This window comes from Duganella sp. CY15W, assembly GCF_009857555.1.
Taxonomy (GTDB): domain Bacteria; phylum Pseudomonadota; class Gammaproteobacteria; order Burkholderiales; family Burkholderiaceae_D; genus Rugamonas; species Rugamonas sacchari.
In genome coordinates this window covers 239,007-264,614 of the sequence record NZ_WWCQ01000009.1, presented here as the reverse complement: position 1 = coordinate 264,614, position 25,608 = coordinate 239,007, and the positions used below count along the sequence as shown (strand labels likewise).

The 25,608-nt window shown below is 63.8% G+C and carries 31 protein-coding genes; 19 read left to right on the top strand and 12 right to left on the bottom strand.

Annotated features, from left to right (window positions below; genetic code table 11):
* Nucleotides 1-138: 138 nt before the first annotated feature.
* A complete protein-coding gene (locus tag GTP58_RS30570) occupies nt 139-1,236 on the bottom strand; it encodes a GIN domain-containing protein (RefSeq protein WP_072787248.1) in 1,098 nt (365 codons plus the stop codon).
* A 254-nt stretch (nt 1,237-1,490) separates the two neighbouring features.
* On the opposite strand from GTP58_RS30570, the gene GTP58_RS30565 reads away from it, so the two are divergent.
* The 3 genes from GTP58_RS30565 to GTP58_RS30555 are packed head-to-tail and all read left to right on the top strand — an operon-like array spanning nt 1,491 to nt 3,836.
* Entirely contained in the window at nt 1,491-1,664 is a 174-nt protein-coding gene (locus tag GTP58_RS30565; protein ID WP_229215808.1) for a hypothetical protein, read from the top strand.
* Entirely contained in the window at nt 1,664-2,164 is a 501-nt protein-coding gene (locus GTP58_RS30560; RefSeq protein WP_161080672.1) for a hypothetical protein, read from the top strand. The genes GTP58_RS30565 and GTP58_RS30560 overlap by 1 nt, the downstream gene beginning before the upstream one ends.
* Before the next feature lie 25 nt (nt 2,165-2,189).
* The gene (locus tag GTP58_RS30555; RefSeq protein ID WP_161080671.1) at nt 2,190-3,836 is read left to right on the top strand and encodes an AAA family ATPase; all 1,647 of its coding nucleotides are present in this window, start codon (nt 2,190-2,192) and stop codon (nt 3,834-3,836) included.
* Here GTP58_RS30555 and GTP58_RS30550 read toward each other — a convergent pair whose 3' ends face one another.
* The 3 genes from GTP58_RS30550 to GTP58_RS30540 are packed head-to-tail and all read right to left on the bottom strand — an operon-like array spanning nt 3,837 to nt 4,959.
* Nucleotides 3,837-4,184: a GFA family protein gene (locus tag GTP58_RS30550; protein ID WP_161080670.1), complete on the bottom strand. Its 348-nt coding sequence runs from the start codon at nt 4,182-4,184 to the stop codon at nt 3,837-3,839. It lies immediately after the preceding gene.
* A complete protein-coding gene (locus GTP58_RS30545; RefSeq protein WP_161080669.1) occupies nt 4,181-4,627 on the bottom strand; it encodes an SRPBCC domain-containing protein in 447 nt (148 codons plus the stop codon). The genes GTP58_RS30550 and GTP58_RS30545 overlap by 4 nt, the downstream gene beginning before the upstream one ends.
* The gene (locus tag GTP58_RS30540) at nt 4,528-4,959 is read right to left on the bottom strand and encodes a helix-turn-helix transcriptional regulator (RefSeq protein WP_161080668.1); all 432 of its coding nucleotides are present in this window, start codon (nt 4,957-4,959) and stop codon (nt 4,528-4,530) included. The genes GTP58_RS30545 and GTP58_RS30540 overlap by 100 nt, the downstream gene beginning before the upstream one ends.
* Before the next feature lie 84 nt (nt 4,960-5,043).
* Here GTP58_RS30540 and GTP58_RS30535 point away from each other — a divergent pair, with 84 nt between their 5' ends.
* From GTP58_RS30535 to GTP58_RS30510, 6 genes are all read left to right on the top strand, one after another.
* A complete protein-coding gene (locus tag GTP58_RS30535) occupies nt 5,044-5,655 on the top strand; it encodes a general secretion pathway protein GspB (RefSeq protein WP_161080667.1) in 612 nt (203 codons plus the stop codon).
* 67 nt (nt 5,656-5,722) lie between these two features.
* A complete protein-coding gene (locus GTP58_RS30530; RefSeq protein ID WP_139260650.1) occupies nt 5,723-5,905 on the top strand; it encodes a hypothetical protein in 183 nt (60 codons plus the stop codon).
* A gap of 75 nt (nt 5,906-5,980) precedes the next feature.
* A complete protein-coding gene (mobB, locus tag GTP58_RS30525) occupies nt 5,981-6,526 on the top strand; it encodes a molybdopterin-guanine dinucleotide biosynthesis protein B (RefSeq protein ID WP_161080666.1) in 546 nt (181 codons plus the stop codon).
* 64 nt (nt 6,527-6,590) lie between these two features.
* Nucleotides 6,591-6,782 carry a YjfB family protein gene (locus GTP58_RS30520; RefSeq protein WP_072787239.1) on the top strand — a complete coding sequence of 64 codons (192 nt, stop codon included), beginning with the start codon at nt 6,591-6,593 and terminating at the stop codon, nt 6,780-6,782.
* A 166-nt stretch (nt 6,783-6,948) separates the two neighbouring features.
* Complete coding sequence (locus tag GTP58_RS30515; protein ID WP_161080665.1) at nt 6,949-7,200, top strand: DUF2282 domain-containing protein; 252 nt, start codon at nt 6,949-6,951, stop codon at nt 7,198-7,200.
* 21 nt (nt 7,201-7,221) lie between these two features.
* Nucleotides 7,222-8,880 carry a DUF692 family multinuclear iron-containing protein gene (locus tag GTP58_RS30510; RefSeq protein ID WP_161080664.1) on the top strand — a complete coding sequence of 553 codons (1,659 nt, stop codon included), beginning with the start codon at nt 7,222-7,224 and terminating at the stop codon, nt 8,878-8,880.
* Here the strand turns inward: GTP58_RS30510 and GTP58_RS30505 are convergent.
* Together GTP58_RS30505 and GTP58_RS30500 are read right to left on the bottom strand one after the other, a co-directional pair.
* Nucleotides 8,854-9,147, bottom strand: coding sequence for a DUF883 family protein (locus GTP58_RS30505; protein ID WP_161080663.1), 294 nt, complete (start codon nt 9,145-9,147; stop codon nt 8,854-8,856). The genes GTP58_RS30510 and GTP58_RS30505 overlap by 27 nt on opposite strands.
* A 143-nt stretch (nt 9,148-9,290) precedes the next feature.
* Nucleotides 9,291-9,509 carry an RNA-binding S4 domain-containing protein gene (locus GTP58_RS30500; RefSeq protein ID WP_161080662.1) on the bottom strand — a complete coding sequence of 73 codons (219 nt, stop codon included), beginning with the start codon at nt 9,507-9,509 and terminating at the stop codon, nt 9,291-9,293.
* Nucleotides 9,510-9,700: 191 nt separating this feature from the next.
* Between GTP58_RS30500 and GTP58_RS30495 the strand changes: the two genes are divergently transcribed.
* Nucleotides 9,701-10,603: a hypothetical protein gene (locus GTP58_RS30495; protein WP_161080661.1), complete on the top strand. Its 903-nt coding sequence runs from the start codon at nt 9,701-9,703 to the stop codon at nt 10,601-10,603.
* On the opposite strand, the gene fumC is transcribed toward GTP58_RS30495, so the two are convergent.
* Nucleotides 10,600-11,997 carry a class II fumarate hydratase gene (fumC, locus tag GTP58_RS30490; RefSeq protein ID WP_161080660.1) on the bottom strand — a complete coding sequence of 466 codons (1,398 nt, stop codon included), beginning with the start codon at nt 11,995-11,997 and terminating at the stop codon, nt 10,600-10,602. The genes GTP58_RS30495 and fumC overlap by 4 nt on opposite strands.
* 105 nt (nt 11,998-12,102) lie before the next feature.
* On the opposite strand from fumC, the gene GTP58_RS30485 reads away from it, so the two are divergent.
* A complete protein-coding gene (locus GTP58_RS30485) occupies nt 12,103-13,809 on the top strand; it encodes a FimV family protein (RefSeq protein ID WP_161080659.1) in 1,707 nt (568 codons plus the stop codon).
* Nucleotides 13,810-13,908: 99 nt separating this feature from the next.
* Nucleotides 13,909-15,114 (top strand): aminotransferase class I/II-fold pyridoxal phosphate-dependent enzyme, encoded by a 1,206-nt coding sequence (locus GTP58_RS30480; protein WP_161080658.1) that lies wholly within the window; start codon nt 13,909-13,911, stop codon nt 15,112-15,114.
* Between the two features lie 63 nt (nt 15,115-15,177).
* Here GTP58_RS30480 and GTP58_RS30475 read toward each other — a convergent pair whose 3' ends face one another.
* On the bottom strand, nt 15,178-15,456 hold the full coding sequence (locus GTP58_RS30475; RefSeq protein ID WP_161080657.1) for a flagellar protein FliT: 279 nt from the start codon (nt 15,454-15,456) through the stop codon (nt 15,178-15,180).
* 162 nt (nt 15,457-15,618) lie between these two features.
* A complete protein-coding gene (locus GTP58_RS30470; protein ID WP_161080656.1) occupies nt 15,619-16,446 on the bottom strand; it encodes an HDOD domain-containing protein in 828 nt (275 codons plus the stop codon).
* Between the two features lie 212 nt (nt 16,447-16,658).
* On the opposite strand from GTP58_RS30470, the gene GTP58_RS30465 reads away from it, so the two are divergent.
* Both GTP58_RS30465 and GTP58_RS30460 read left to right on the top strand, forming a co-directional pair.
* The gene (locus GTP58_RS30465; RefSeq protein WP_161080655.1) at nt 16,659-17,294 is read left to right on the top strand and encodes a bifunctional 2-polyprenyl-6-hydroxyphenol methylase/3-demethylubiquinol 3-O-methyltransferase UbiG; all 636 of its coding nucleotides are present in this window, start codon (nt 16,659-16,661) and stop codon (nt 17,292-17,294) included.
* Nucleotides 17,295-17,371: 77 nt separating this feature from the next.
* Nucleotides 17,372-17,563, top strand: coding sequence for a CsbD family protein (locus tag GTP58_RS30460; protein ID WP_072787227.1), 192 nt, complete (start codon nt 17,372-17,374; stop codon nt 17,561-17,563).
* A gap of 49 nt (nt 17,564-17,612) precedes the next feature.
* Here GTP58_RS30460 and GTP58_RS30455 read toward each other — a convergent pair whose 3' ends face one another.
* Both GTP58_RS30455 and GTP58_RS30450 read right to left on the bottom strand, forming a co-directional pair.
* Nucleotides 17,613-19,817 carry a S9 family peptidase gene (locus GTP58_RS30455; protein ID WP_161080654.1) on the bottom strand — a complete coding sequence of 735 codons (2,205 nt, stop codon included), beginning with the start codon at nt 19,815-19,817 and terminating at the stop codon, nt 17,613-17,615.
* A gap of 82 nt (nt 19,818-19,899) precedes the next feature.
* Entirely contained in the window at nt 19,900-21,270 is a 1,371-nt protein-coding gene (locus GTP58_RS30450; RefSeq protein WP_161080653.1) for an MATE family efflux transporter, read from the bottom strand.
* A gap of 96 nt (nt 21,271-21,366) precedes the next feature.
* Here GTP58_RS30450 and GTP58_RS30445 point away from each other — a divergent pair, with 96 nt between their 5' ends.
* The 4 genes from GTP58_RS30445 to GTP58_RS30430 all read left to right on the top strand — a co-directional run bounded on the left by GTP58_RS30445 (nt 21,367) and on the right by GTP58_RS30430 (nt 23,841).
* Complete coding sequence (locus tag GTP58_RS30445; RefSeq protein ID WP_072787224.1) at nt 21,367-21,711, top strand: beta/gamma crystallin-related protein; 345 nt, start codon at nt 21,367-21,369, stop codon at nt 21,709-21,711.
* 141 nt (nt 21,712-21,852) lie between these two features.
* On the top strand, nt 21,853-22,500 hold the full coding sequence (locus tag GTP58_RS30440) for a beta/gamma crystallin family protein (RefSeq protein WP_161080652.1): 648 nt from the start codon (nt 21,853-21,855) through the stop codon (nt 22,498-22,500).
* An 85-nt stretch (nt 22,501-22,585) separates the two neighbouring features.
* Nucleotides 22,586-23,521, top strand: coding sequence for a DnaJ C-terminal domain-containing protein (locus GTP58_RS30435; protein WP_161080651.1), 936 nt, complete (start codon nt 22,586-22,588; stop codon nt 23,519-23,521).
* Entirely contained in the window at nt 23,518-23,841 is a 324-nt protein-coding gene (locus GTP58_RS30430) for a MerR family transcriptional regulator (RefSeq protein WP_371851474.1), read from the top strand. Before GTP58_RS30435 ends, GTP58_RS30430 begins: the two co-directional genes overlap by 4 nt.
* On the opposite strand, the gene GTP58_RS30425 is transcribed toward GTP58_RS30430, so the two are convergent.
* The gene (locus GTP58_RS30425) at nt 23,819-24,862 is read right to left on the bottom strand and encodes a LysR family transcriptional regulator (RefSeq protein ID WP_229215807.1); all 1,044 of its coding nucleotides are present in this window, start codon (nt 24,860-24,862) and stop codon (nt 23,819-23,821) included. The two genes, GTP58_RS30430 and GTP58_RS30425, sit on opposite strands and share 23 nt — an antisense overlap.
* Nucleotides 24,863-24,975: 113 nt before the next feature.
* On the opposite strand from GTP58_RS30425, the gene GTP58_RS30420 reads away from it, so the two are divergent.
* On the top strand, nt 24,976-25,587 hold the full coding sequence (locus GTP58_RS30420) for an FMN-dependent NADH-azoreductase (protein ID WP_161080650.1): 612 nt from the start codon (nt 24,976-24,978) through the stop codon (nt 25,585-25,587).
* Nucleotides 25,588-25,608: the final 21 nt, after the last annotated feature.

Below are 25,608 nucleotides of genomic sequence, written 5' to 3'. Positions count from 1 at the left end.
GCTGTGATCGCTGCCGTCATGCACAAGCTGGTGCATTTGATTTATGGCGTGATTCATAACGACAAGCCCTTTGATCCGAATTACCAGATCAAAGGGCTTGCTATTCAAGACGGTATCTGACCCCGGAGTGATGCGGTGTTAGCGGTGGTAGGTGACGAGGTGGGTGCGGGTGCTGTCCATTTTGTCGGCGAGCGCGACGATGGCGTTGCCGGTCCCCTGGACGGTGACGTCGGTCTGGCGCGTGCACAGCTGGCGTGCGTCGAGGTCGCCCGAGCCGCTTACTTGCGCGCTCAGCACGGTGGCATTGCCGGACAGGATCATGTTGCCGGGGCCGCTCAGGCGCGCACGCACGTTTTGCGCTTCCAGGCCGCGCACGGTGAGGTCGCCGGAGCCGTGCACTTCGGCGTCGAGTTTTTTGATGTGGCCGGCCAGGCAGGCTTCGCCCGGGCCGTGCAGCTTGGCGCTGGCTTCGTCGGCGTTCAGCGTGCAGGCTTCGAGGTCGCCCGAGCCATGCACTTCGGCGCGGATTTCTTTGGCGCTGCCACGCAGCACCACGGAGCCCGGGCCGTGCAGGGCAGCGTTGATGCGGTTGGCGTGGATGTCGCCGATGTCGAGGTCGCCCGCGCCGCTCACCACCAGGTTCAGGTCTTGCGTGACGCCGCTGGCGCTGACATCGCCCGGACCGTTCATGCGCAGGTTCATGCTGCCGGTCGACAGCGCGCGCAGGTCGACGTCGCCGCTGCCGCCGACGGTCACGCTGAGGTCGGCCACTTTGCCGCTGGCGGTAATGTCGCCGGGGCCGTCGGAAATCAGGGTCAGTTGCTGGCCCTGGAATTGCTGCAGGCTGACGTCGCCGCTGCCGGCGTTGCGCAGGCTTTTCAATGCCGCTGCGCTGATGCGTACCGTCAGTGGCCGGTTTTGCTTGCCCCAGCCGAAGTTGAAGCTCCAGCCTTTGTTCTTGCTGGGCTTGCGCACGGTCAGGGTGTCGCCGCTGACCGAGGTTTCGATCTCGGCGAACTGGCGGCGTGGGCCGGAAATTTCAATCGTGTTGCCCGGCTGCGCGGTGACGATGACGTCAAACGGGCCAATCAGGTTGAGGTTGCTGAAGGCGGCAACGGTGCGGGTTTCGGTGCCGTAGCTTTCGTCCTGCTTGTTGTCGGCGCGGCTATTGGCGGCCACGGCCACTGCCAGTAACAGGGTGGTGGCCAGTGCGGTGCGTTTGAGCGTCTGCTGCATAGGGATCTCGTTAAAAGAAGTGGCGACCCATAGACGATATGATAAAAGTCACCCGCCGTCGCAGCCCATGGGATGGACGCGCGGAACGGAGGGATCAGCTGCAAAAATCCGGGGCTGAGCGGCATTCAACTTTTGCGCGCGCACGGCCGTTACTGTTTGTGTGGCCGCCTCGCTGCCGTGATGTCATAATGGGACATCAGTCTGCGGGCATGACAGGCCTGCGCAGTGATAAAGGAGCGCACATGATCAAGTACATGGGAACTAAAAGTACCAGCGACGGTGGTGTGCTGTATATTTTTTTGATTAACGGCTTGCAGAAGGAAATCAAGGAGCATGCCTTGAAACAATATCCAGGCTGCTACGAAGCACTGCCACCGACGGCCAAGGCGCGCATCAGCGCCAACCGGGCGTGGTTGTCCAAAACGTAATGCGGGCGCGGCACGGTTGCGTGGGCGCCGCGTTGGCGCTGCTGTGTGGCGTGGCGCAGGCGCAGGCGCCCACCACGTTTGGCACGATCATCGGTAACGGCCTGCTGTGCCGCGATCATACCGATAACATCTATTACTACAATTATCTGCTCAAGCATTTCGGTGCGCCGTACAAGCACGACGGTGGTGCGTTCTGGTTCCGCACGGACGGCGCCTCGCTGTGGGGCACGACGATTTCCGAGGTGATGGTCAGCGATGACACCAGCACCTATGTGTTCGTGGGCGCGGTGGCCGAGGCGACGCCGGAGAATCTGGAGAAAGCCATCATCCAGCAGGTGGGCACGCACTACACGGTGATCGACACTTCGGCCTATCCGGTACGCGAGGCCAAGCCGGCCAGCCGCATCGTGTATTTCGATACCAAGTCCAAGATTTATTGCGCCAAGTACCAGCCGCTGCCGCCGGTGCAGCCGCCGCCGGTCCGACAGCGGCTAAAATAGGCGACCGCTGACTTTCCGGGCTTTCATGTACACGCAATTTTTCAATCTGAAGCAATCGCCGTTTTCCATTGCGCCTGATCCGCGCTATCTGTTCATGAGCGAACGCCACCGCGAGGCGCTGGCGCATCTGCTGTACGGCATTGGCAGCGGCGGCGGTTTTGTGCTGCTGACCGGCGAGATCGGCGCCGGCAAGACCACGGTGTGCCGCTGCTTCATGGAGCAGATCCCGGAAAATTGCAAGCTGGGCTATATCTTCAATCCCAAGCTGTCGGTGGAGGAGTTGCTGCTGTCGATCTGCGATGAGTTCGGGGTTGCGCTGCCGCCGCATGGCGCTGGCGCGGTCAGCGTGAAGACGTATGTTGATGCGATCAATGCCTATCTGCTGGCCAGCCATGCGCAGTCGCGCAACAATGTGCTGATTATCGATGAGGCGCAGAATCTGTCGGCCGAGGTGCTGGAGCAGCTGCGCTTGCTGACCAATCTGGAAACCAGTGAGCGCAAGCTGCTGCAGATTATCCTGATCGGCCAGCCGGAGCTGCGCGGCATGCTGGCGCGGCCGGAGCTGGAGCAGCTGGCGCAGCGCGTGATTGCGCGCTATCACCTGGGCTCGCTGTCGGAAGCGGAGACCGGCACGTATATCGAGCACCGCCTGGCGGTGGCGGGCGCGACGGCGATTGTGCCGTTCCCGCGCAAGCTTATGGGCCTGGTGCACAAGCTGACCAAGGGCGTGCCGCGCCGTATCAATCTGCTGTGCGACCGCGCGTTGCTGGGCGCGTATGTGGAGAACCAGCCGCAGGTGTCGCCGAAGATTTTGCGCCGCGCGGCGGCCGAGGTGTTTGCCGGGCAGGATGCGGCGCCGGCAGGGCAGGGCGCCAGTGTTGGCGCGGCGCGCTGGCCGCTGGTGACGGCGGGCGTGATTGGTGGCGTGGCGCTCAGCGTATTGGCGTGGCAGCTGGCAGTGCGCAATGCCGGGCCGGGCGTGACGACCGCGCAGGCTGCGGCGGCGAACCTTGCCGTGCGTGCGCCACACAGTGCGGCGCCGGCGTCACCAGCGGTGGCGGTCGCGCCGTCCGCTGCGATTGCGTCGGCAGCTGCCATCACGGGCACCGATGCTGCGGCCGCCTTGCGCCAGCTGGCTGGCCTGTGGGGGCTGACGCTGGTGGAGGGCGATCCGTGTGCAACGGCGGCGCGCGCCAATCTGCGCTGTCTGCAAGCCAGGGGCTCGCTGGAAGATATCCGCCAGCTCGACCGTCCGGCGCTGCTCAAGCTGCACGACGATCCGGCCGCGCCCAATTATGTGCTGCTGACCGCGCTGGAGGAAGGCGCGGCCACCATTGTCGCCGCTGGCGGCAAGCCGCAGACGCTGAGCCTGGATGCCTTGTCAGTCCGTTATGAGGGGGAGTACACGACTTACTGGCGGGCGCCGCGCGCGTGGCGCGATGAGGTACGCGCCGGCGACCAGGGACCGGATGTGGACTGGCTGGCCAAGCGTCTGGCGCAAATTTATGACCTCAAAAAGCCGCAGGAAAACCAGCCGCTGGATGCAGCCCTGCGCCAGCGCCTGACGGCCTTCCAGACCGCGCAGAGTCTCAAGGCCGACGGCGTGGCCGGCCCCAAGACTTTCATCCGCCTGTATCAGCTGGGCGGCGTGCAGGAGCCGCGCCTGCGCTGATCAGATGGCGCGGCCGTCGTAGTGGTGCACGGGGATGGCACTGAGGTCTATCCCTTCGATGCAGCGCAGGTTGATGGCGGCCGTTGGCGTACCGTCCGGTGCGATTGCTTCGGCGTAGGGATGGATGCCGCAGTTGGGGCAGAAACGGTGCTCGATCTTGTGCTTGTTGAACAGATAGGGCTTGCTGTTTTCTTCCGGCGTCAGCAGCTGCATGCTGGTGCGCGGGACGAACCACAGCAGCGAGCCTTTGCGCTGGCACATCGAGCAGTTGCAGGCCAGGCCGGATTCGATTTCGCCTTCCGCTTCAAATTTCACCTTGCCGCAATGGCAGCTTCCTACGTATTTCATACAGCCTCCATGAATTGATCGAGTTGTTGGAAGAACGCGTTCCAGCCGCGCTCGTGGTTGTTGCGGGCCTGGATGTCGACGAAGCGGTCGTGCACAAACGTCAGCCCGGTACCGTCGGCATCGGGCGTGAGCGTGATGCTGACGCGGGAGACACGTTCGGGTGTGCTGTGGAACGCCCAGTTAAATACCAGGCGCTGGTTGGGATGGACTTCGAGATACTCGCCGCCCACTTCGTTATGTTCACCATCGGGCGACTGGAAGGCGATGCGGTAGCGGCCGCCCAAACGCAGGTCGATCTCGGCGTGGGTGGCGATGGTGTCCGGCGTCGGCCCGAACCAGCGCATCAGCGCTTGCGGCTCGGTCCACGCGCGCCAGATTTTGTCGGCACTGACGGGGTAATGGCGGACGAGGCGGACTTCTCCGGTGTGTTCGCTTGCGTGCATGTCTGCTCCTCGTGATAGAGGTAACGTCCCAGCGCATCGAGCTGGGCGTTCCAGTAGCGTTCGTAATGGGCTATCCACTGTGCTGCTTCCTGCATGGGCTCGGCCTCCAGCGTGCAGCGCACGATGCGGCCCTGTTTCGAGCGGGCGATCAGGCCGGCGGCTTCCAGCACGGCCAGGTGTTTCATGAAGCCGGGCAGCGACATGGCATGCTGCTGCGCCAGTTCGCTCACGCTGTGGCTGCCTTGTTCGAGCTGGGTCAGCACGCGGCGGCGCGTGCCGTCGGCCAGCGCGGCAAATACCAGATCGAGTTGGGCGTCGTCATGCTTAACCATGTGGTTTAGTATTATCCCGTGACGCGGCTTTGTCAAGCTCCGGGCTTACGTTAAGATAGTGCGGTCTCCACCTTGGTTATAGCTATGTCTTATATTTTGGAAGCGCTCAAGAAGGCGCAAGCGGAACGCCAGCTGGGCAGCTCGCCCACGATTCACGCGCCGACCTTGCAGACGGCGGCGGCCTCCACGGCGGCCGGGCGGTTCAGCAAGTCGATGCTGCTGGCGGCGGTGATCGGTGTGTTGCTGGTGCTGGTGATGCGGCCGGCGTCCGTGCCTGCGGTCGCGCCGGCGCCCGTTGCTGCGGTGGCACCGGCGCCGGTTTTCGCTACGGTGACGCCAACTCCGCTGCCGGCGCCAGTGGCTGATTTGCCGCCATCGGTGGCGAATCTGGCGCGCGCATCGGTACCGGAAGCGCAACCGCAGGCGCAACAGGCGCCCGCCGCCAAGCCGGCCGCCGTGCCGGAAGAGCCGGTGGTAAATCAGCGTGACTTGCCAGAGCCGATACAGCGCTCGATTCCACAGGTGGCTGTGGGCGGCTACATCTATTCTAAAAACCCCGCCGACCGCCTGTTGCTGGTCGACAAGGTGCTGCGCCACGAGGGCGAAGAGGTGGCGCCCGGCCTTGTTCTGGAGAAATTGCAACCCAAGGAGGCGGTGTTCAGCTTTAAAGGCTACCGTTATCGCGTTCCCTACTGAACTGTAACTCGCCTGTCATTAAATCATGATATTTTTCTATCATTGTGAACTCAGCATGGGAAATATCATGAAACATTTGAAGTTTTTGCCTTTCCTGATTGGCGCGGCTTCCTACCTGCCGCGCGCGCACGCTGCGGAAATGGTGCAATCGACTGAACCGAGCACCCTCAGCATCATTGTGCTGTGCCTGAGCCTGATCGTACTCGCGGGCGCAGGCCATCGCAGCCCGGTCATCAAGCCTGAACTCTGAACGGGCTAGCTGCGCCATCAAGATGTTGCTGCGTATAATGTCGGGCAACAACATGATGGTGTAGAAAGGCCCCGAATGCTCGACGTCAGCTCTGCGCACGCGCGCTCCCTCCTTGGTATTGTTGGCCGTTCCGGCAGCGGCAAGACCACGCTGCTGGTGGATCTGCTGGCGCAGTTGGCGGCGCGGGGATTGAAGGTCAACGTCATCAAGCATAGTCACCACGATCTGGAGCTGGAACCGCCGCACAAGGACAGCGCACGCCTGCGCATGGCGGGAGCTGCGGAGGTGATGGTGGCGTCGCCGTTCCGTTATGCGATTGTGCATGAGCTGCGCGGCGCGCCGGAACCGTCACTTGATGAGCAGCTGGCGCGGCTGTCACCAGCTGACCTGACCTTGCTGGAAGGCTTCAAGTCGTATCCCATCAATAAGCTGGAAGTCCATCGCCTGGACACGGGTAAGCCGCCGCTGTATCCGGACGATGAGCATGTGATTGCGGTGGCGGCCGATTATCCCCGTCCGCCGGGCTTGCGCGACAGTGTCACGTGGCTGGACCTGAACCAGCGCGAGGCAGTGCTTGTCTGGATACTCACGCATCTGAAAAAAATTTCATCCCAAGGCTAAAAAACCCTAAAGTTTGCCGCGCCGCGTCCGTAAATTACAGTGATAACCGAAACTGGAGGATCACATGGACGTGACCGGTATTGCTCAGACCGCAACGACAATTGCTGATACAGGCACCAAGCAAGCTGTCGGTATTGCCGTACTGAAAAAAGCTCAGGACATTCAGGCTTCCAGCGCTTCCGCGCTGATTGAGGCGATTCCGCCCGTGCCGAATCTGCCGTCTCACCTCGGCAACAACATCAACACCACCGCCTGAGTGGGTGGTCTGCGGCCGCCGTCCCGCGCCGCAGCTTTCTCCTGCGCACCGTCCGGTGCGCAGCGTGTGCTGCTGCACGCGCTATCCCCTGACGATCAGACAGATGCGTATTGGCGTAATTGCTGGTACGCTGCGGATGCTTTTCACTTTCCTCAGGAGACTTACCATGAATAAACGTCAAGCCTTGATCGCTGCTGCGCTGGCCACCGTGTGTGCTGCCCAGGTGGGTACTGCCGCCGCTGCCGATGACAAGGAAAAATGCTACGGCGTGGCCAAGACCGGCCAGAACGATTGCGGCACCAGCGCTCACTCGTGCGCTGGCCAAGCCAAGGCCGACAATGAGCCCGATGAGTGGAAGTTTGTCGCCAAGGGCACGTGCGAGAAGGCCGGCGGCAAGACCACGCCACCTGCCAAGTAAGTGAGCGCTGGCGGAGCGGCAATGACGCGCGGCTTGGGTGTCGGCGTCGGTTTGCGCGCTCCGCATTACCGGCAGTTCCTCGCGCAGCGGCCGACGGTCGGCTGGCTGGAGGTGCATAGCGAGAATTATCTCGACCGCGCGGGCTGGGACTGGCACGTGCTGCAGCAGCTGCGGCGCGATTATCCGGTCAGCCTGCATGGCGTCGGTATGGGACTGGGCTCGGCGCGCGGATTTTCGGCAGCGCATCTGTTGCGCGTGCGGGAGCTGGTGCGGCAGGTCGAGCCGGTACTGGTGTCCGAGCATCTGTGCTGGGGCGCGCTGGCGGACCGGCAGCTCAACGATTTGCTGCCGCTGGTGCTGGACCAGGCGGCGCTGGACCTGCTCAGCGCGCGCGTGCAGCAGGTGCAGGACGTGCTGGGACGGCAGATCCTGCTGGAGAATGTGTCGGCCTATGTGCGCTTCCAGGCGGATGCGATGAGCGAGGCCGAATTCATGGCGGCATTGGCAGCGCGCACGGGCTGCGGGCTGCTACTGGACCTCAATAATTTATACGTCAACCAGTGCAACCATGGCGAGGACGCGCTGGCCGCTATTGCGGCCATTGCGCCGGACACGGTGGGCGAGCTGCATCTGGCCGGCCATCTGGTGACGCCGGAGGCGGTCATCGATCACCATGGCGCCCGCGTGGCAGCCCCCGTGTGGCGCCTGTATGAGGCGGCGCTGGCGCGCTTTGGCGCAGTGCCGACCCTGATTGAATGGGATACGGAGATTCCGCCGCTGGAGGTTTTGCTGGCGGAAGCGGGCAAGGCGAAGGCGTTGGCGGCACACGCGATGGCGCCCGCCATATTGGTGACGCCGACTGACCTGCCGTCGCTGCCAGGCGTGGTGGCGGAGGCCGGCGCGGACAATGCGGCCGCTGTACAGCAGCAGTTTGCTGGCGCGCTGCTGGCGCCGCAACTGGCGCCGCCGGTGCTGGCGGGCTTGCGCGCGGGCATGCATACGCCGCACCGCTACGCGCTGTATCGCGGCAATCTGACAGCCACCTGGACCAAGACGCTGGCCGCCGCCTACCCGGTGGTGCTGGCACTGGTGGGCGAAGACTTCTTTGGCGGCCTGGCGCGCGCTTACGGCCACGCCCACCCCTCCGACAACCCTGACCTCAACCACTTCGGCGTGCACTTCGCGGCGTTCCTGCGCGCCTTCCCGCATGTGGCGGACTATCCCTATCTGCCAGACATGGCGGCGCTGGAGTGGGCGCTGCACCGGGCGCATTATGCGCCGCTGACGGATGCGCTGACGGCGCAGCAACTGGCGGCCATCCCGCCCACGCAGGTCGAGACGGCGCCGTTGACGCTGGCGCCGGCCGCGCAGTTGCTGGCGTCGCGCTGGGCGGTGGTGCCGCTGTGGCTGGCGCACCAGCCGGACGGTGGCGCGTTTCCTGACAATATGGCGGCGCCCAGCTATGGCGTGGTGGTGCGGCCGCAGTGGCAGGCCGGCGTGCTGGCGCTGACTGCCGCCAGCCATGCCGCACTGAGCGCATTGGCGCACGGCGGCACGCTGGGCGCGGCGCTGGATGCGGCGTTTGATCTGGACGAGGATTTCGATGTGGCCGGCCAGCTGCAGCGCTGGCTGGCGCACGGCTTGCTGGTGGCGTCAGTCTTCGCGCCGGAATGCGCGTAGCAGCCGGGCTTCGCCGGTGAGGTCGCGGTGCAGCCGGCTGGCGACGGCGGTCAGTTCAATCATGCGGTCGATCTGCATGTCTTCAAAACGTGCCAGTTCTGCCGTGGCGGTTTGCAGCGCTTCAGCCAGCTTGCTGCGGGCCGCCTGATAGAGCGAGCCATGGTATTGGCCGGTATTTTTCAGCAGATCTTCGGCGTTTTCGATCACCTGGCGCAAGTCGTCCAGCAATCGTTCCTGGGTGAGGCTGCTTGGTTCAGGACCGTCCATGACGTCCCCCTGTGTGATCTGGTTGAAAAGCCGGGGCAGAGTGGCCCAATATAGCCGGGCCGGCCGCTGCCGGTTTGCGCGCACTCAAACGCGCGAAAGGCTTGCTTGCAGCTTAGGAGGTTATTTCCTGAATGCAAGAAGAATTACGCGCCTTCTACACTGATTTTAATATCTCCCACAGTCACTTGCTGGCCGGCGCGGATTTTCGCGGTCTTGCGCAGCTCTTGCTTGCCATCCACTTTGACATCGCCGCTGGCGACGATCTGCTTGCCGGCGCCGCCGCTGTCGCACAGGCCCACCAGTTTCAGGAGCTGATTCAGCTCGACAAACTCGCCATGCAATTCGAAACTTACTTTTTCCATTTTATCCTCTGTTGCCATGATGTGAAATCGGCGGTCGCCCTACCTTCATCCAGTGTAGCGACATTCCGACAGGCCCGCAGTTTACCTCATCCCTGCAAAGTAATTTGGATTGCTACCGGGCAAAGAAAGAGCTATGCTGAATTAACTGCTGAAGGTTTAAGCAGGGCGCAACGACCGTAGCGAGTTGCATCATGAAGAAGCTCTCCCTGGCATTGGCGACACTGGGCCTGCTTGGCGCAGACGCTGTCGCATCCGATCCGTTTGCGCCTCAGCAAACTTCCCTCTGGTTTGAAAAACGCGCCGATGCGGCGCTGCTGTTTGATGCAGCCGACCGCCAGTCGGCGCTGGCCGAGTCGCTGCAAAGTCCGGCGCGCGGCATACTGCTGGCGGGCGCACCACGGCTGCGCTTTGGCGCCTTGTCGCACGACCAGGCGCTGCTCGATCCGCTCGGGCCGCTGCTCAACGAGCACAGCAAGCGCTTCCTGAGCAGTGCGGAATTTGAACAGAAAATGGGACGCGCCACCGGCATTGTGACCATCGGCCTGCTGCGCGAGGCGGGCGGCGCGCCGGGCATGCAGCATACGATGGGCATGATGCTCAGCACGCGGCCAACCACCACCTTCACCTCGCTGTCACTGGGCTATGCGCTGGACGCGCGCAGCTCGCTGATGGCGATGGCCTCGTATGGCCGCACGGACGGCATCGGCAGCCCGGACAGCCTGCTGGCGCAGGTGTCGTCGGTACGCACGGTAGCGTACAGCGCGGGCTATGTGCGGCGCCAGATTTTCAGCGGCAGTGACCGCTTTGCTGTGACCTTATCGATTCCGGCCAAGGTGCGCAGCGGTTCGCTGGCGTACAGCGGCGCCTTGCCGCAGACGGTCGATCCCGGCGTGGCGGCGCTGGGCGCGCCCACGCTGAACCTGCGGCCCACCGCCACCGAGCGCGATCTGGAGTTCGGCTATACCCGTTTGCTGGGCAAGGAGGGCAGCCAGGGCCGGGTGACGGGCGCGGTGATGTGGCGCGTCAATCCCGGCCATGATGCGAATGCCCGGCCGGACTGGCTCATGGGCGTGCGCTATTCCTACGGCTTCTAACCGGTGGCGCCGGGCTGGGTCATGGACAGCGGCACGATCCACTGTTCAAACTGCTCGGCCGTGACATAGCCCAGCGCCAGCGCCGCCTGCTTGAGCGTGGTGCCTTCGTGCTGGGCCTTCTTGGCGATGCTGGCGGCCTTGTCGTAGCCGATGTGCGGCGCCAGCGCGGTGACCAGCATCAGCGAGCGTTCCATGAGTTCTTCGATGCGGCTGCGGTTGGGCTCGATGCCGTGCACGCAGTGCTCCTCGAAGCTGCGCATGCCGTCGGCCAGCAGGCGCGCGCTTTGCAGGAAGTTGTGGGCGATCATGGGCTTGTAGACGTTGAGCTCGAAGTTGCCGGAAGCGCCGCCCATGGTGATGGCGACGTCGTTGCCAAACACCTGGCAGGCCAGCATGGTCAGCGCCTCGCACTGGGTCGGGTTGACCTTGCCCGGCATGATGGAGCTGCCCGGCTCGTTTTCGGGAATGGTGATTTCGCCCAGGCCCGAGCGCGGGCCGGAGGCCATCCAGCGCACGTCGTTGGCGATTTTCATGAGCGCGGCGGCCAGGGTCTTGAGCGCGCCGTGGGCGCTCAGCAGGGCGTCGTGGCCGGCCAGTGCGGCGAATTTGTTGTCAGCGGTGCGGAACGGCAGGCGCAGCGCGTGCTCCAGTTCGGCCGCAATGCGGGTGGCGTATTCGGGATGCGCGTTAAGGCCGGTACCGACCGCCGTGCCGCCGGCGGCCAGTTGCAGCACGCCGGGCAGGGCGGCCTGCAGCGCGTGGGCGGCAAAGTCGAGGTGGGCGACGTAGCCCGAGAACTCCTGGCCCAGCGTTAGCGGCGTGGCGTCCTGCAGGTGGGTGCGGCCGATTTTGACGATGTCGGCAAACGCCACGGCCTTGGCGTGCAGGCTGGCGCGCAGCTGCTGCAGCGCGGGCAGCACGTTGTTGGCCAGTGCCTGGGCGGCCGCCACGTGGATGGCGGTGGGGAAGATGTCATTGGACGACTGGCCTTTGTTGACGTCGTCATTGGGGTGCAGCTTGCGCTGTTCGCCGCGCACGCCGCCCATGAGCTCGGAGCCACGGTTGGCCAGCACTTCATTCATATTCATATTTGACTGGGTGCCGGAGCCGGTTTGCCACACGGCCAGCGGGAATTCGCCCGGATGCTGGTTGGCCAGCACTTCGTCGGCGGCCTGGGTGATGGCGATGGCTTTGGCGCCCTCCAGCAGGCCGAGGTCGAGATTGACACGGGCGGCGGCGCGTTTGACGCTGGCCAGGGCGTGGATCAGCTCGCTCGGCATTTTTTCGGTGGAGATGCGGAAGTGCTCGAGGGAGCGCTGGGTCTGCGCGCCCCACAATTGGGCGTCGGGGACGTCGATGGGGCCAAAACTATCGCGTTCGCTACGGGTGCTCATGGTTGAATCCTTGGTCGAAACAAGATGATCGAGTGTAGCGCAGTTCGGAAAAATTAACCGGGGGCTACAAAACCGGAAAAATCAGCCGTTATAGCTGTTACACTTTTGAAATTCTCGCCTGACCGCGACCCTGAAATGATGCAGCACAAGCAATTCACAACCCCGATCCGTGCCTTGGCGCTGGCCTGCGCCGCGCTGGCGGCTGGCTTGCCGGCGGCCCACGCGGCTGAGCTGGGCGATATCGCGCCCAAGTCGTATATCGGCCAGCCGTTGGCGGTGGATATCGACCTGGTGGCGCTGACGCCGGAGGAGGTGACGGGCCTGCAGGCGCGGCTGGCGCAGCAGGACGTGTACCGGGGCGCGAATGTGGCCATGCATCCGGCGCTGGCGTCGGTGCGGATGCAGGTGGAGCAGCGCGGGCAGCGTTCGGTGCTGCATGTGACGACCACGCGGGCGGTGGATGCGGAGTATGTGCATCTGTACGTGCAGCTGGGCGTGCCGGGCAAGCAGGATGTGCGGCTGGCCACGGTGTGGCTGCAGCCGGACCCGAATCCGGCGCCACCGCCGACGCCTACGCCTACGCCGGCCCCGCTGGCCAGTGCAATGACGCCGGCGCAGGCACAGCAGATTACGGCCCAGGCGCGGGCGACGCGCGCGGCCACAGCGGCGCCCAAGGCGGAGCCGGCGCATTCCGAGGCTGCTAAATCCGAAGCTACCAAATCCGACGCTACTAAAGCTGAGGCCGCCAAGTCAACGAGCGCCAAGTCTGAAACCGCGAAGCCGGAGCCGGCGCCTGCCGCAGCGGCGCGCGAGCGCAACAAACCGGCGCCGCTGCCTTCGTTGCATGAGGCGGAGACGGGCACGCCGGGCGAGGTGAAGTCGCTGCAGGCGCGGCGCATTGCCGGTGTGCTGGTGACGCCGGAGGGGCGGCCGCTGACGCGCGCGGAGATCGCCGAGGTGCCGATCAATGTATCGCAGGCTTTGCTGCCGCTGGCGCCGCTGCCGTTGCCGAAGGGCGTGAAACGGCCTGCGCGGGCCGCCTGTCCGCCGAGTGGCATGAGCGCCAAGGAGTGCGTGGCGCTGGATGCACATAATGCCGAGCTGTCGACCAAGATTACCGAGCTGGAGGGCAAGCTGAAGGCTTTGCAGGGCGCGCTGGGTGGTGCGGCGCCGACGACGTCGGCGGCAGCGCCTGCGGCGGCCAAGGGGGCTTCGGCGGCCAGTCCGGGGGCGCCTGCGGGACATGCCGAGGCCACCACGGGCAAGACGACAGCAGCGAGTGCTCCTGCGCCGGCGGTCGTGGCGGCGGCTGCGCAGGGCGCGGGACATGGCAGTGCGACGGCGACCGCATCGGCTGGCGACAAAGCGGCGCACGCAGAACAGTCTTCCGCATCGACGGCCAAGCTGTCGGCGGAGGGCGAGACGGGGATGCATGCGGCCAAGGCGGCGGCAGAGGCGTCCGGCCCGTCAGAGGCGAGTACGTCCGCGCAGGCGGCAAGCGAGGCGGCTTCGGCAGCAAGTGCGGCCTCGGCAGCATCGCCGCCGGTACCGACCAAGCAGGTGCGGGTGCTGCCCAAACTGAAATACAAGAAGGAGAAGCCACCGGAGCAGCCGTCCAGCAATGTGCTGCCGCTGGCGGCCGGCGGTGTCGGCTTGCTGGCGCTGCTGGGTGGCGGCCTGGTCTGGTGGCGCAAGAAAAACGCCGGCCGTGGCCCGCTGAAAATCTGGCAGGGCTTCCGCAAGAAGAAGGATGAACCGGTGGTGCAGGAGGCCGCGCAGCCCGAGGTGGCGGCCGAATCGCCGGCACAGTAATGCAAAATTTGCATAAGCATATAGCTGTAAGCTCTGCATGCGCTCTGGCAATCTGGGGTATAGTGTTTGGCGCTATTTTTCCCACCTTGAAAGAGCCCCATGAGCGCAGCTGAACAATATCAAGCCTTCAAACAACTCGGCCTCAAACTCGATATGTCGCGCGGCAAGCCCGCACCGGAACAACTGGATCTGTCCAATGCGCTCGTCGATGCGCTGGATACCTACAAGGCGGCCGACGGCACCGACGCCCGCAACTACGGCGGCACCATCGGCCTGCCGGAAGCGCGCGCTTTGTTTGCCGAGCTGCTGGATGTGCCGGCCGCGCAAGTGGTGGTGGACAGCAGCTCCAGCCTGTCGCTGATGCACGATGTGATTGTCTACAGCCTGCTCAACGGCGTGCCGGGCCATGCGCCGTGGGTGCAGTCGCCAGTGACCTTTCTGTGCCCGGTGCCAGGCTATGACCGCCACTTCGCGATCTGCGAGACGCGCGGCATCAAGATGATTAATGTGCCGCTGACCGAAGACGGCCTGGACATGGATCTGGTGGAAAAACTGGTGGCCGAAGACGCCAGCATCAAGGGCATGTGGATCGTGCCGAAGTACAGCAATCCGGGCGGCGTGGTGTATTCGGAGCGCGTGGTGGAACGGCTGGCGGCCATGAAGACGGCCGCGCCGGACTTCCGCCTGATGTGGGATGACGCCTATCGCTTCCACCACCTGGGCGAGCGCAAGCTGGCGGTGGCGGATATTCTGGCAGCGTGCGCCAAGGCCGGCAATCCGGACCGCGCGATTGTGTTTGCCTCCTCGTCCAAGGTGAGCTGGGCCGGTTCGGGCGTGGCGGCGCTGGCGGCATCGCCGGCCAATATCGCGTGGTGGACCAAGCATGCGGGCATTCGCAGCATTGGCCCGGACAAGATCAACCAGCTGCGCCATGTGCGCTACCTGAAAGACTTGCCGACGCTGGAAGCGCTGATGGAACAGCATCGCCAGCTGCTCAAGCCGAAGTTTGACGCAGTGCTGGCGCAGTTCCAGGCGCATCTGGGCGAGGTGCCGGGCGTGTCGTGGACGCGGCCGGAAGGCGGCTATTTCATCGACCTGGTGACGCCAGACGGCGCGGCCAAGCGTACCGTGGCACTGGCCAAGGAAGCTGGCATCACGCTGACCCCGGCCGGCGCGGCGTTCCCTTACGGTGTGGACCCGAAAGACCGCCACATCCGCATCGCGCCGAGCTTCCCGTCGCTGGAAGAGATCAATCAGGCGGCGCAGGGGATTGCACTGTCGTTGCGGCTGGCACTGGCAGCCTGACCCGGCGATTCCCGGGACGAAAAAAAAGCGCCGAAAGGCGCTTTTGTTATTCTGGGCCGGCGTTTATTGGCGGGCCATGCCTGGGACGCTGTTCATCCACGGATCGGTGACGTCGCGGATTTCGCGGTCGTTGGCCAGGATTTGTTTCAGCAGGTCGATCTTGCGCAGACGCTGGGCGCCGCTCAGGGCTGGTACGCCGGTGCTGGTGGCGCGCGCTTCCGTGGCACACTGGTCTTCCAGTTTGTCCAGGCTGTTGAAGTCACCCATGCGTGCAGCGGCTGCCATTTGATTGGTCAAACCGGCAATGTTTTCGTACATCGAGAGGACTTCGGAAGAGGTCATATTTGCACCTGGCTAAGTTAAAGCGGATTACCGCATGTCCTGATTAACGTCGCCTTAAACGGGAACTTTAGGGTTTTTTTGAAAAAAATCGAAAAAAAGTCGAAAAAAATCCGCCTGCAGTGAAAAACAGGCGGATTTCGATGTAGTAAAGCTAATTCTTGCTTATTTGACCAGCTCTTCCAGGCCAGCGCTCAGCTCGTCCGGCGGTGGCATGTCGTCGATCAGGGCGTTGTCATCCAGGCCCAGTTCTTCGGCCAGATCGACCGGGTAGCAGGCGGCGATTTCTTCATCGTTGAGCTCGGCGGCGGCAACGCGTGCACGCCAGGCGGCCAGCGCGACCACGGCGGCCAGGCGGTTCAGTTCGCCATTGTGGTGCGGTTCCGGGAAGGCCGAGATGGTTTCCGAGAAGGCGGGCGGGAACTTCCAGCGCTTGGCCAGTTCGGCGCCGACGTCGGCAAAGGTGTAGCCCAGCGACTGCTGCTCGGCGTCCAGGCGGCGCGGATCCATCGGACCGGCCACCTTGTCCAGCGCCATGGCCTGTTCCGGCGCGGCCGAGTGGATCACCAGCTGGCCGATCGCGTGCATCATGCCGATGGTGAAGGCGAGGTCAGTGTTTTCCTTGGTTTTCTTGGCGATCCATTTGGCGCTGACGGCGGTGTGCAGGCTGTACTTCCAGAACTGCTTCAGATCAAGTCCCGGTACGGTTTTGAAACCGCTGACCAGGCCGGAGCTGATGACCAGCGTACGCACGGTGACAAAGCCGAGCATCAGGACGGCATCTTCAACGGTGCCGATGCTGCGCGAGACGTGGTAGTAGGCCGAGTTGGCCAGACGCAGCAGCTTGGCGCTCAGTACCGGGTCCGTCGACAGTTTTTTCGCGATCTCTTCGGTCGAGACGCTGGCCTTGTCGAAACTGCTGATCAGCTCTTCCACGACTTTGGGCGCGGTAGGCAACGCAGTTGGATTCTGGAACAGGGCATCAAGTTTCATATTTATCTCCTTGGCGATGGTCGCGTTGCTATAGGCTAACTATATAGGGATTCCTCGCATGGCAGAAGAGATTTGATGGGGTTTCGTCGCTTTTCCGTAATCGTGGTCGATCCGGTCGTGCGCGCGGCGATTTTTTGGTAGACGCGGTTTGACGATTGTGGTCGATTGATCGGCCACTCACGCCACAAGCGCGCCTCGCATATACTCCGCCCATGGACATCGAAAACATCACCCAGACCACGCTGCGGCATTACGAGCGCACGGCAGAGCAGTTTTTTGCCGGCACCATCGACCATGACGTGAGCCAGAATATTGGCGCCTTGCTGGATGCGATTCAGGCTGACGCGCCTTACCGTTTGCTGGACCTGGGCTGCGGCCCGGGGCGCGATCTGAAAGCGTTCAAGGCCATGGGCCATGAAGCGACCGGCATTGATGGTTCGGCGCGGTTCGTTGACATGGCGCGCGCCTACAGCGGCTGCGACGTGTGGCAGCAGGACTTCGTCCAGCTGGCGTTGCCGGCGCAGTATTTCGACGGCATCTACGCCAACGCCTCCTTGTTCCATGTGCCCAGCGCGGCGTTGCCGCAAGTGCTCACAGACTTGCATGCTGCATTGAAAACCGGCGGAGTGCTGTTCAGTTCCAATCCGCGTGGCGACAACAGTGAGGGCTGGAATGGCCCGCGCTACGGCAGCTACTACGACTACCCCACCTGGGCGGCTTACCTTGCCGCAGCAGGCTTTGTCGAAGTCCAGCATTACTACCGCCCAACTGGTCTGCCGCGTGAGCAACAGCCCTGGTTGGCCAGTGTGTGGCGTTGCGTACGCGAGCGCACAGAAGCTCTGCCATGATGGACCTATAGTGAAGCCATGCATGCAGCGCTTTTACTGCATGCCCTTTCGCTTCATTACTCACTAAGGAGTTCATCATGAACAAGGACCAAGTCAAAGGTAAAGCCAAAGAAATCGGCGGCAAAATTCAGGAAGAAGCTGGCAAACTGGTCGGTAGCTCCGAACAGCAAGCCAAAGGCCTGAACAAACAGGCTGAAGGCAAAATCCAGAAAGGCTATGGCGACGCCAAAGAAGCCGTGGAAGACGTAGTCAAAGGCAACCGCAACTAATCCTTGCTGGTGCCCTTAACAAAACAGCCGCTTGCGCGGCTGTTTTGGTTTATTGCGGCTGAAGATTCTTTTTGAAGAATGCTTCGATGTTGCCGTACACATGGCGCTGCGGCGCGCGGCCCGAGATGCCGTGCTTGCCACCGGGGTAGGTCATGAGCTCGAAGTGGACATTGCGCTTGACCAGCGCATCGATCATGCGCGTGGTGTTGGTGAACAGCACATTGTCATCGGCCATGCCGTGCATCAGCAGCAGCGGCGATTTCAGCCCATCCAGATGCGAATAAACGCCGCTGTAGTCATAGCCGGCCGCGTTTTCTTTTGGCGTGCCCATGAATTGCTCGGTGTAGTGGGTGTCGTACAGCGACCAATCAGTCACCGGCGCCACCGATACGCCCATGGCGATCTTGTCCGACGCTTCGGCCAGCAGGCGCAAGGTCATGAAGCCGCCATAGCTCCAGCCGAACACGCCGATGCGCTTGGCGTCCACATAGCTTTGCTGGCCCAGGTACTCGATGCCGGTCAGCTGGTCTTCCACTTCCACGCGGCCCAGTTGATGGTAGTTGGCGTCGGTGAAGGCGCGCTCGCGGCGGAACGAGCCGCGGTTGTCCAGGCGCCAGACGATGAAGCCTTGCTGCGCCATGTACTGGTCAAAGAAATTGCCCCATTTGCGCGACACATGCTGCGAGTGCGGGCCGCCGTAGGTAGACAGGTAGACCGGGTATTTCTTCGAGGCGTTAAAGCCGGAAGGCTTGATGATCGAGTAGTACAGCGTCTGGCCGTCCTTGGCCTTGAGCGTGCCGTATTCGGTTTTCAGGTGAGCATCCAGATACTTGGCGTACGGATGGTTGGCGTTCAGTTCGTTCTGGTCGATCCAGGAGATCATCTTGCCGTCCTGGCTGCGTACGCTGATTTGCGGCGGCGTGTCCGGGTTCGAGTAGGTATCGACAAACACCTCGCCGCTGCGGGCGAACGAGGAATCATGCCAGCCGTCGCCCTGCGTCACGCGCAGTGGCTTGTCGGCGGTGCTGCCATCCAGCTTGAGCATATAGGTCTGGCTGTCGACCACCGCATCGCGGTTGGACTGCACATAGACTCGGCCATTTTTTTCATCCAGTGCCAGCAGGCGGTCGATGCCCCATTCGCCCTTGGTGATGGCGTGTTTGAGCTTGCCGTCCATGCCATACAGGTACAGGTGCTTGCGGCCGCTGCGTTCCGACGACCACACAAAGCCCTTGTTATCGGCCAGGAAGCGCAGGTCGTCAAAGATGCTGACCCAGGTTGGCGAAGTTTCGGTGATCAGCACTTTCTGCGCCAGGGTGGCGGCATCGACCGAGATCAGCTCCAGCTTTTTCTGGTCGCGGGTCTGGCGCTGGAACAGCAGGGCCTTGCTGTTGGCGCTCCAGTCGGCGCGCACCAGGTAGATGTCCTGGTTGTCGCCGAGCGCGACATCGCGGATGGCGCCGCTGTCAGGCGCAACGATTTTCAGCTGCACCAGCACATTGGGATCGCCCGCCGCAGGGTAGCGCTGCTCGACCACTTCGGTGCGGTCGGCAAAGATTTCAAAGCGGCGCACCACGGGTACTGGTGCTTCGTCGTAGCGCTTGTAGGCGATCGCCGAATCATCGGGCGCCCAGTAGTAGCCGGTGGTCTGCGCCATTTCTTCCTGCGCCACGAACTCGGCTTCGGCATTGTGGATGGTGCCTTTGCCGTCGGTGGTCAGCTGCTTTTCCTTGCCCGTGCTGAGGTCGATTACGAACAGGTTCTGGTCGCGCACGTACGACACGTAGCGGCCTTGCGGCGAAATTTTCGGGTCCAGCACATTGCCGCTGGCGACCATGCGCGCGGTGTCCGGCTGGCTGACGTCGATCAGGTACAGATTGCCGGCGATCGGCACCAGCAGGCGTTTGCCGTCCGGCGACCAGCTGTAGCTCAGGATGCCCTTGAGCGCGGCGGTGCGCTCGCGCTCGCGGCGGGCTTTTTCGGCGTCCGACAGATTCTCTTCCGGCACCAGCACCTTGGAGTCGACCAGGCGGTGGGTGGTTTTATCCTTGAGGTTGTATTCCCACAGGTCGAGCTGGAACTGGTTGTCTTCGCGCCCGCGCAGGAAGGTCACGCGGGCGCCGTCCGGCGACACCTTGAGGCTGCGCATGCCCGGACCGCTCAGCGACGGGTCGCTGTGGATACGGTCCAGGGTCAGTTTTTCCGCCGAGGCGGCGCCCGACAGCAGGGCGAGGAAGCAGAGTATGAAACGCATGGGTGTCTCTTATGATTGACAGAATCCGAGACGATACCAGACGCACACGGCCGTGGCGAGACGGCAAGATTGGGAATCCGCGCTAGAAAACCGTTTTTCCTTCGGCCACCTTGCGCACGGACAGCCGCTGCAACGCCCAGCTCAGCAGCACCGCCGCCACCGTCAGGCCGATGCACAGGCCGATCCAGAAGCCGGCTGCCGCCATGTCATGGCCCAGACCGAGCCAGCAGCCCAGCGGCAGCGCAAAGCCCCAGAACGCCAGCAGCTGGATCAGCATGGGCTGGCGCGTGACTTTGTAGCCGCGGATCGCGCTCGAGGTCGCGACCTGGGTGGCGTCGGACAGCTGGAACAGCGCGGCAAACAGCAGCAGGTAGGCGCACAGCGCCTGCACCGCGAGGTCCGAAGTGTAGGCGGCGGCGATCTGGTGCCGCAGCAGCACCATGGCGGCAGCCGACAGTACGCCAAACGCCAGCGCCATGCCGACCCCGACCCACGCCACAAAGCGCGCGCGCACCGCATCGCCTTCGCCCATGGACTGGCCGACGCGCGTAATCAGCGCAATCCCAAAACTCAGTGGCACCATGAAGGTCAGCGAGCTGAAGTTCAGGGCGATCTGGTGCGCCGACACTTCCACCACGCCATAACGCGCCACCAGCAGGCTGACCGCGCCAAACGCGCTGACCTCGGCAAAATAGGTCACGCCGATGGGCAGGCCCAGGCGCAGCATGGAGCGGATCTCCGGCCAGTGCGGCCACTCCCAGTGCGTGAACGGGTAGGTGGCGCGGTAGGCCGGCGCCAGGCGCAGCCAGACCAGCATGGCGCCCAGCATCAGCCACATGCACAAGCCGGTGGACACCGCACAGCCGACGCCACCCAGCGCCGGCAAGCCCCAGTGGCCAAACACCAGCAGCCAGTTGACGAACACATTGAACAGCAGGCCCAGCAGCGCAATCACCATCACCGGCTTGGTCTGGTTGATCGAGGTGCTGTAGCCGTACAGCGCGCGGTAGGCGGCAAACGGCGGCAGGCCGATGCTGATGATGTGCACAAACAGCGCGGCCTGGCGCTGCACGTGCGGCGTCAGGTACAGATGGTCGAACACCAGCGTCGCCAGATTGGCCAGCAGCGCCGCCACCACACCCACGCCCAACCCCATCCACAGCGACTGGCGCACCGTGTGCGGCACTTTGACCAGTGCGCCGGCGCCGACATCGTGCGCGACGATGCTGTTGACCGCCATCATCACGCCCGTCACCGTGACCAGCACGATGGCCCACACCGAGGCGCCCAGCGACACGGCGGCCAGTTCATCGGCGCTGGTGTGGCCCGTCATGGCGACGTCGGCCACGCCCATGCCGACATTGGCCAGCTGGCCGATCAGCACCGGCCATGCAAGCTGCCACAGCGAGGCGATTTCACGGCGGACATTGGGCAAAGTAAAGGTATGGGGCATGGAGAAACAAAGTTGTTACAGAAACGGACAATTTTACTGTGTTGCCAATAGTTTTGCGCGGTATCATGCTGGCTCAGCCCGACCCGGAGACCGTCCATGCAAAAAATGCTTACCGCTGCCGTGCTCAGCACCGCCGCCACCGCCGTCTGGGCAGGCGACATCACGCTGTACACGCGCGAACATTTTGGCGGTCCGGCCATCACCCTGCACGAGGCGGCGCCCGACCTCGACCAGCAGGGCTTCAACGACAAGACCTCCAGCGTCATCGTGCACCAAGGCCGCTGGGAAGTGTGCGCGGAAAAGCACTACAAGGGCAAATGCCTGATCCTCAAGGAAGGCGAATACGCCGAACTCAAGGGCTTTAACGACATGATGTCCTCGGTGCGCGAACTTGACGCCGGCCGCGATGCCGCGCGCGACACCAAGCGCGAGCACAAATAAGCGGGGATTGTTGCGCCACCTGCGCGGCCTTACAATTGCTTGCAATTTGGCCATGGTTGTCTGTCGTCGCCAGCGCTGCCGTGCGCGTTGTGGCCTTGTAGTCTTGCCAGCCGTCATTAACCTTTATCTTTCTTACCGATCATGAACACATTCCTCTCGCGCCTGTTGAACACCACCGTGTTGCTGACCGCCACCTCGCTGCTGGCCGCAGCCGCCCATGCCGGCGAAATCACGCTGTACACCGACGACAACTTCGGCGGCGCGTCGGTCACGCTGCGCAGCGCCACGCCCGACCTGGTGGACTATGGCTTCAACGACCGCGCCTCGAGCGTGATCGTGCGCTCGGGTAGCTGGGAACTGTGCGAACACTCGGGCTTCCGCGGCCGTTGCATCGTGCTGCAGCGCGGTGAATACCGCCGCCTGGAAGGCTTTAACGACGAGGTTTCGTCGGTGCGCGAAGTAGGCGAGCGCGGCCGCGATGACCGTGATGATCGTGGCGACCGTGGTGACCGCGGCGACCGCGGTGGCTGGGGCCGCCGTGGCGAGGCTATCGTGCTGTTTGCCCACGCCGGCTTCGGCGGCCGCCGCGCCGAACTGCGCAACGACGCCCACGCGCTCGACGACTACGATTTCAACGACCAGGCCGGCTCGGTCATCATCAACGAAGGCCAGTGGGAACTGTGCGAACACGCCGACTTCCGCGGCAAATGCATCCTGCTTGGCCCTGGCCGTTACGAGCAGCTTGGCGAGATGAACAACCGCATCTCCTCGGTGCGCCGGGTACGCTAAGCCCGCCACTGCAACGTGCGGCGGCGCACGCAGGTTTTTGGCATTTGCGCTAGACTGGCAGCGATGCAATACGGGAGCGGGCAACGTGGAATACAAGGACTATTACCAGACCCTGGGTGTGGCCAAAACGGCCAGCGACGACGAGATCAAGAAAGCGTACCGCAAGCTGGTGCGCAAATACCATCCCGACGTCAGCAAGGAAGCGGACGCCCAGGCCAAAACCCAGGAAATCAACGAAGCGTACGGCGTACTCAGCGATGCTGAAAAACGCAGCGCCTACGACGACCTGGGACGCGGCCACCAGTACCGCGCGGGCCAGGAATTCCGCCCGCCACCGGACTGGGGACGCGGTTTCGGCGGTGGTGCGGGTGGCCCCGGCGCCAGCGCCGGCTTTGGCGGCGCCGACAGCGATTTCTTTGCCGACCTGTTTGCCAACCTGGGCGGCCGGCGCCGGCAGGCGCCGCCGCAGCGCGGCGAGGACAGCCACGCCAGCATCACCATCGACCTGGCCGATACCTACACGGGCGCCACGCGCACCATCAGCCTCACGGTGGCCGAGCGCGACGCCCAGGACCGCATCTTTACCCGCGAGCGCAACCTCAGCGTCAACATCCCCAAGGGTGTGACGGCTGGCCAGCAACTGCGCCTGTCGGGGCAGGGCCAGCCGGGTGCGGCCGGCCCCGGTGACCTGTACCTGGAAATCCAGTTCCGCCCCCATAACCGCTACCGCATCGACGGCCGCGACGTCTACCAGACCGTGCCGGTGGCGCCGTGGGAGCTGGCGCTGGGCGGCGAGGTGGAAGTCACCACGCCGTCGGGCAAGGTCAACGTCACGGTGCCGGCCGGCTCGCAAAGCGGGCGCAAGCTGCGTCTGCGCGGGCGCGGCATCCCGGGCAAGGAGGCGGGCGACCTGTACCTGCTGCTGGAGGTGGTGCTGCCGCCAGCCACCAGCGACAAGGCCCGCGAACTGTATCAAACCATGGCGCGCGAGATGGCCTTCAATCCGCGCGCGGGAGGATGATGATGGGACACGTGCTGACCGCTGTCGTTGTGGACGACGCCGCACTGACACTGGAAGAACTGGCGCAGGCCTGCGCCGTGGAACCGGACTGGGTGGTAGCGCGCGTGCGCACCGGCATTCTGCTTGACGACAGCGCCGACACGCACGGCGACAACGCGGCCGGCTGGCGCTTCACCAGCGCTGACCTGGTACGTGCGCGCCGCCTGTGCCAGATCGAACGCATGTTTGACGCCAACGATGACGTGGCGGCGCTGGTGGTCGACCTGTCGGAAGAAATCCGCCGCCTGCGCGTCAAGCTCAGCGCGGCCGGAGTGAAATAGGCGCAGCCACCGCCACCTCGGCCGGCGGTATGAGCTGACGGTAGGCGTGCGCCTGTGCGGCGGCCTGCTGTGCATGGGCCGCGTGTTCGACCGTTTCGCGCTCGGTGAGCGCGGTCGTCACGCCCGGCTCACCGCTTTCCATGAACTGCTGCATGAGCCAGCGCGAGGCCGGCCCCGGCTCCTCGTCGCCGCGGCGTATCACATACAGCGGGAAGCTGAACGCGCTGCCCTCGGCAATCTGTAGCTGCACCAGCCGGCCCGCGTCCAGGTCCCACTGCACGAACTCGCGCGGCATATTGCCCCAGCCGATGCCATTGCGCAGCAGCGCGTGCTTGGAACTCAGGTCGCCCAGGCGCCAGTCGCGCAGCGCCAGCACGCCAAAGTCCTGGCCCTGGGTCAAGGTGCTGCGGTCGGTCAGCACCAGCTGCGTATGCTCGCGCAGCACCGCGGTCGGCACCACGCCTTCGATCTGCGCCAGCGGATGGTCGGGCGCCACTACCGGTACCATGGTGACAAAGCCGCAAGCCTGGCGCTCGATCACATCCGGCGTCCCCGGCATCCAGCCGCTGATGCCGATGTGGCTGGTGCGGTCCACCACCAGCTGCGTCACCGCACCCAGCGCCTCGGTGCGCAGGCGCATGGCGACGGTCGGGAACTCCTTCTGGAACGCGTGCAGGATGCGTACCAGCTTACAGGTGGAAAACATCACATCGACCACCAGCGACACCTCGGCCTCCAGCCCGGCCGACAGCGCCTTGGCGCGCGCACGCATACCATCGACCTTGAGCGACACCGCGCGCGCATCGGCCAGCAGTGCGCGGCCCGCTTCGGTCAGCGTCGGCTTGCGCTTGCTGCGGTCCAGCAGCGCCACATTGAGCTGTTCCTCCAGGTTGGCAATCGTGTAACTGATCACCGACTGCGTACGGTGCAAGGCGCGCGCCGCATGGGCAAAGCCGCCATGGTCAATCACGGCAATGAAAACGCGCAGCTGGTCGAGAGAGGGGAGGCCGGGATCACGCATGGCATACCTTTAAATCGATATTATCGATAAGTAAAATAGAAATTTCCTGTATTTCGTCGATATTAAACCCGTTCTATGATGGCTGCAATCCCTAACCCGAAAGGAAACAGATCATGGCAAACGTTCTTCACATCGACAGCAGCGTGCGCAACAATGGCTCCCTGACCCGCCAGCTCGGCAGCGAATTCGTCGCCAAGCTCAAGGCCGCCGACCCGTCGGCCACCGTGGTCACGCGCGACCTCGCCAGCAACCCGGTGCCACACCTGACCGAGCAGATGATGGGCGCCTACTTTACTCCGGCCGAGCAGCGCAACGCCGAGCAGGCCTTCACCATCAAAACCTCCGATACGCTGGTGGATGAACTGCTGGCTGCCGACACCATCGTGATCGGTGCGCCGATGTACAACTTCTCCGTCACCTCCGGCCTCAAGGCCTGGATCGACCACGTGGCGCGCGCCGGCCGCACCTTCAAATACGGCGCCACCGGCCCCGAAGGCCTGGTGCTGGGCAAAAAGGTCTACGTGGTCGTCGCCAGCGGCGGCGCCTACAGCGCTGGCCCGGCCGCCGCGTTTGACCACGTGACCACCTACCTGCGCTCGGTGCTGGGCTTCCTCGGCATGACCGACGTCACCTTCATCGTGGCCGAAGGCGTGGCCATGGGCGAAGAAGCCGTCAACGCCGCGCTGGCCAAGAGCCGCGCGCAAATCGACGCCATCGCCGCCTAAGCCGCCGCTCCCGCCCAGGCG

Bases quoted from the DNA above. Each gene is read 5' to 3' on its own strand.
- GTP58_RS30570 (WP_072787248.1), bottom strand. From the start codon at position 1,236: ATGCAGCAGACGCTCAAACGCACCGCACTGGCCACCACCCTGTTACTG.
- GTP58_RS30565 (WP_229215808.1), top strand. From the start codon at position 1,491: ATGGGAACTAAAAGTACCAGCGACGGTGGTGTGCTGTATATTTTTTTG.
- GTP58_RS30560 (WP_161080672.1), top strand. From the start codon at position 1,664: ATGCGGGCGCGGCACGGTTGCGTGGGCGCCGCGTTGGCGCTGCTGTGT.
- GTP58_RS30555 (WP_161080671.1), top strand. From the start codon at position 2,190: ATGTACACGCAATTTTTCAATCTGAAGCAATCGCCGTTTTCCATTGCG.
- GTP58_RS30550 (WP_161080670.1), bottom strand. From the start codon at position 4,184: ATGAAATACGTAGGAAGCTGCCATTGCGGCAAGGTGAAATTTGAAGCG.
- GTP58_RS30545 (WP_161080669.1), bottom strand. From the start codon at position 4,627: ATGCACGCAAGCGAACACACCGGAGAAGTCCGCCTCGTCCGCCATTAC.
- GTP58_RS30540 (WP_161080668.1), bottom strand. From the start codon at position 4,959: ATGGTTAAGCATGACGACGCCCAACTCGATCTGGTATTTGCCGCGCTG.
- GTP58_RS30535 (WP_161080667.1), top strand. From the start codon at position 5,044: ATGTCTTATATTTTGGAAGCGCTCAAGAAGGCGCAAGCGGAACGCCAG.
- GTP58_RS30530 (WP_139260650.1), top strand. From the start codon at position 5,723: ATGAAACATTTGAAGTTTTTGCCTTTCCTGATTGGCGCGGCTTCCTAC.
- mobB (WP_161080666.1), top strand. From the start codon at position 5,981: ATGCTCGACGTCAGCTCTGCGCACGCGCGCTCCCTCCTTGGTATTGTT.
- GTP58_RS30520 (WP_072787239.1), top strand. From the start codon at position 6,591: ATGGACGTGACCGGTATTGCTCAGACCGCAACGACAATTGCTGATACA.
- GTP58_RS30515 (WP_161080665.1), top strand. From the start codon at position 6,949: ATGAATAAACGTCAAGCCTTGATCGCTGCTGCGCTGGCCACCGTGTGT.
- GTP58_RS30510 (WP_161080664.1), top strand. From the start codon at position 7,222: ATGACGCGCGGCTTGGGTGTCGGCGTCGGTTTGCGCGCTCCGCATTAC.
- GTP58_RS30505 (WP_161080663.1), bottom strand. From the start codon at position 9,147: ATGGACGGTCCTGAACCAAGCAGCCTCACCCAGGAACGATTGCTGGAC.
- GTP58_RS30500 (WP_161080662.1), bottom strand. From the start codon at position 9,509: ATGGAAAAAGTAAGTTTCGAATTGCATGGCGAGTTTGTCGAGCTGAAT.
- GTP58_RS30495 (WP_161080661.1), top strand. From the start codon at position 9,701: ATGAAGAAGCTCTCCCTGGCATTGGCGACACTGGGCCTGCTTGGCGCA.
- fumC (WP_161080660.1), bottom strand. From the start codon at position 11,997: ATGAGCACCCGTAGCGAACGCGATAGTTTTGGCCCCATCGACGTCCCC.
- GTP58_RS30480 (WP_161080658.1), top strand. From the start codon at position 13,909: ATGAGCGCAGCTGAACAATATCAAGCCTTCAAACAACTCGGCCTCAAA.
- GTP58_RS30475 (WP_161080657.1), bottom strand. From the start codon at position 15,456: ATGACCTCTTCCGAAGTCCTCTCGATGTACGAAAACATTGCCGGTTTG.
- GTP58_RS30470 (WP_161080656.1), bottom strand. From the start codon at position 16,446: ATGAAACTTGATGCCCTGTTCCAGAATCCAACTGCGTTGCCTACCGCG.
- GTP58_RS30465 (WP_161080655.1), top strand. From the start codon at position 16,659: ATGGACATCGAAAACATCACCCAGACCACGCTGCGGCATTACGAGCGC.
- GTP58_RS30460 (WP_072787227.1), top strand. From the start codon at position 17,372: ATGAACAAGGACCAAGTCAAAGGTAAAGCCAAAGAAATCGGCGGCAAA.
- GTP58_RS30455 (WP_161080654.1), bottom strand. From the start codon at position 19,817: ATGCGTTTCATACTCTGCTTCCTCGCCCTGCTGTCGGGCGCCGCCTCG.
- GTP58_RS30450 (WP_161080653.1), bottom strand. From the start codon at position 21,270: ATGCCCCATACCTTTACTTTGCCCAATGTCCGCCGTGAAATCGCCTCG.
- GTP58_RS30445 (WP_072787224.1), top strand. From the start codon at position 21,367: ATGCAAAAAATGCTTACCGCTGCCGTGCTCAGCACCGCCGCCACCGCC.
- GTP58_RS30440 (WP_161080652.1), top strand. From the start codon at position 21,853: ATGAACACATTCCTCTCGCGCCTGTTGAACACCACCGTGTTGCTGACC.
- GTP58_RS30430 (WP_371851474.1), top strand. From the start codon at position 23,518: ATGATGATGGGACACGTGCTGACCGCTGTCGTTGTGGACGACGCCGCA.
- GTP58_RS30425 (WP_229215807.1), bottom strand. From the start codon at position 24,862: ATGCGTGATCCCGGCCTCCCCTCTCTCGACCAGCTGCGCGTTTTCATT.
- GTP58_RS30420 (WP_161080650.1), top strand. From the start codon at position 24,976: ATGGCAAACGTTCTTCACATCGACAGCAGCGTGCGCAACAATGGCTCC.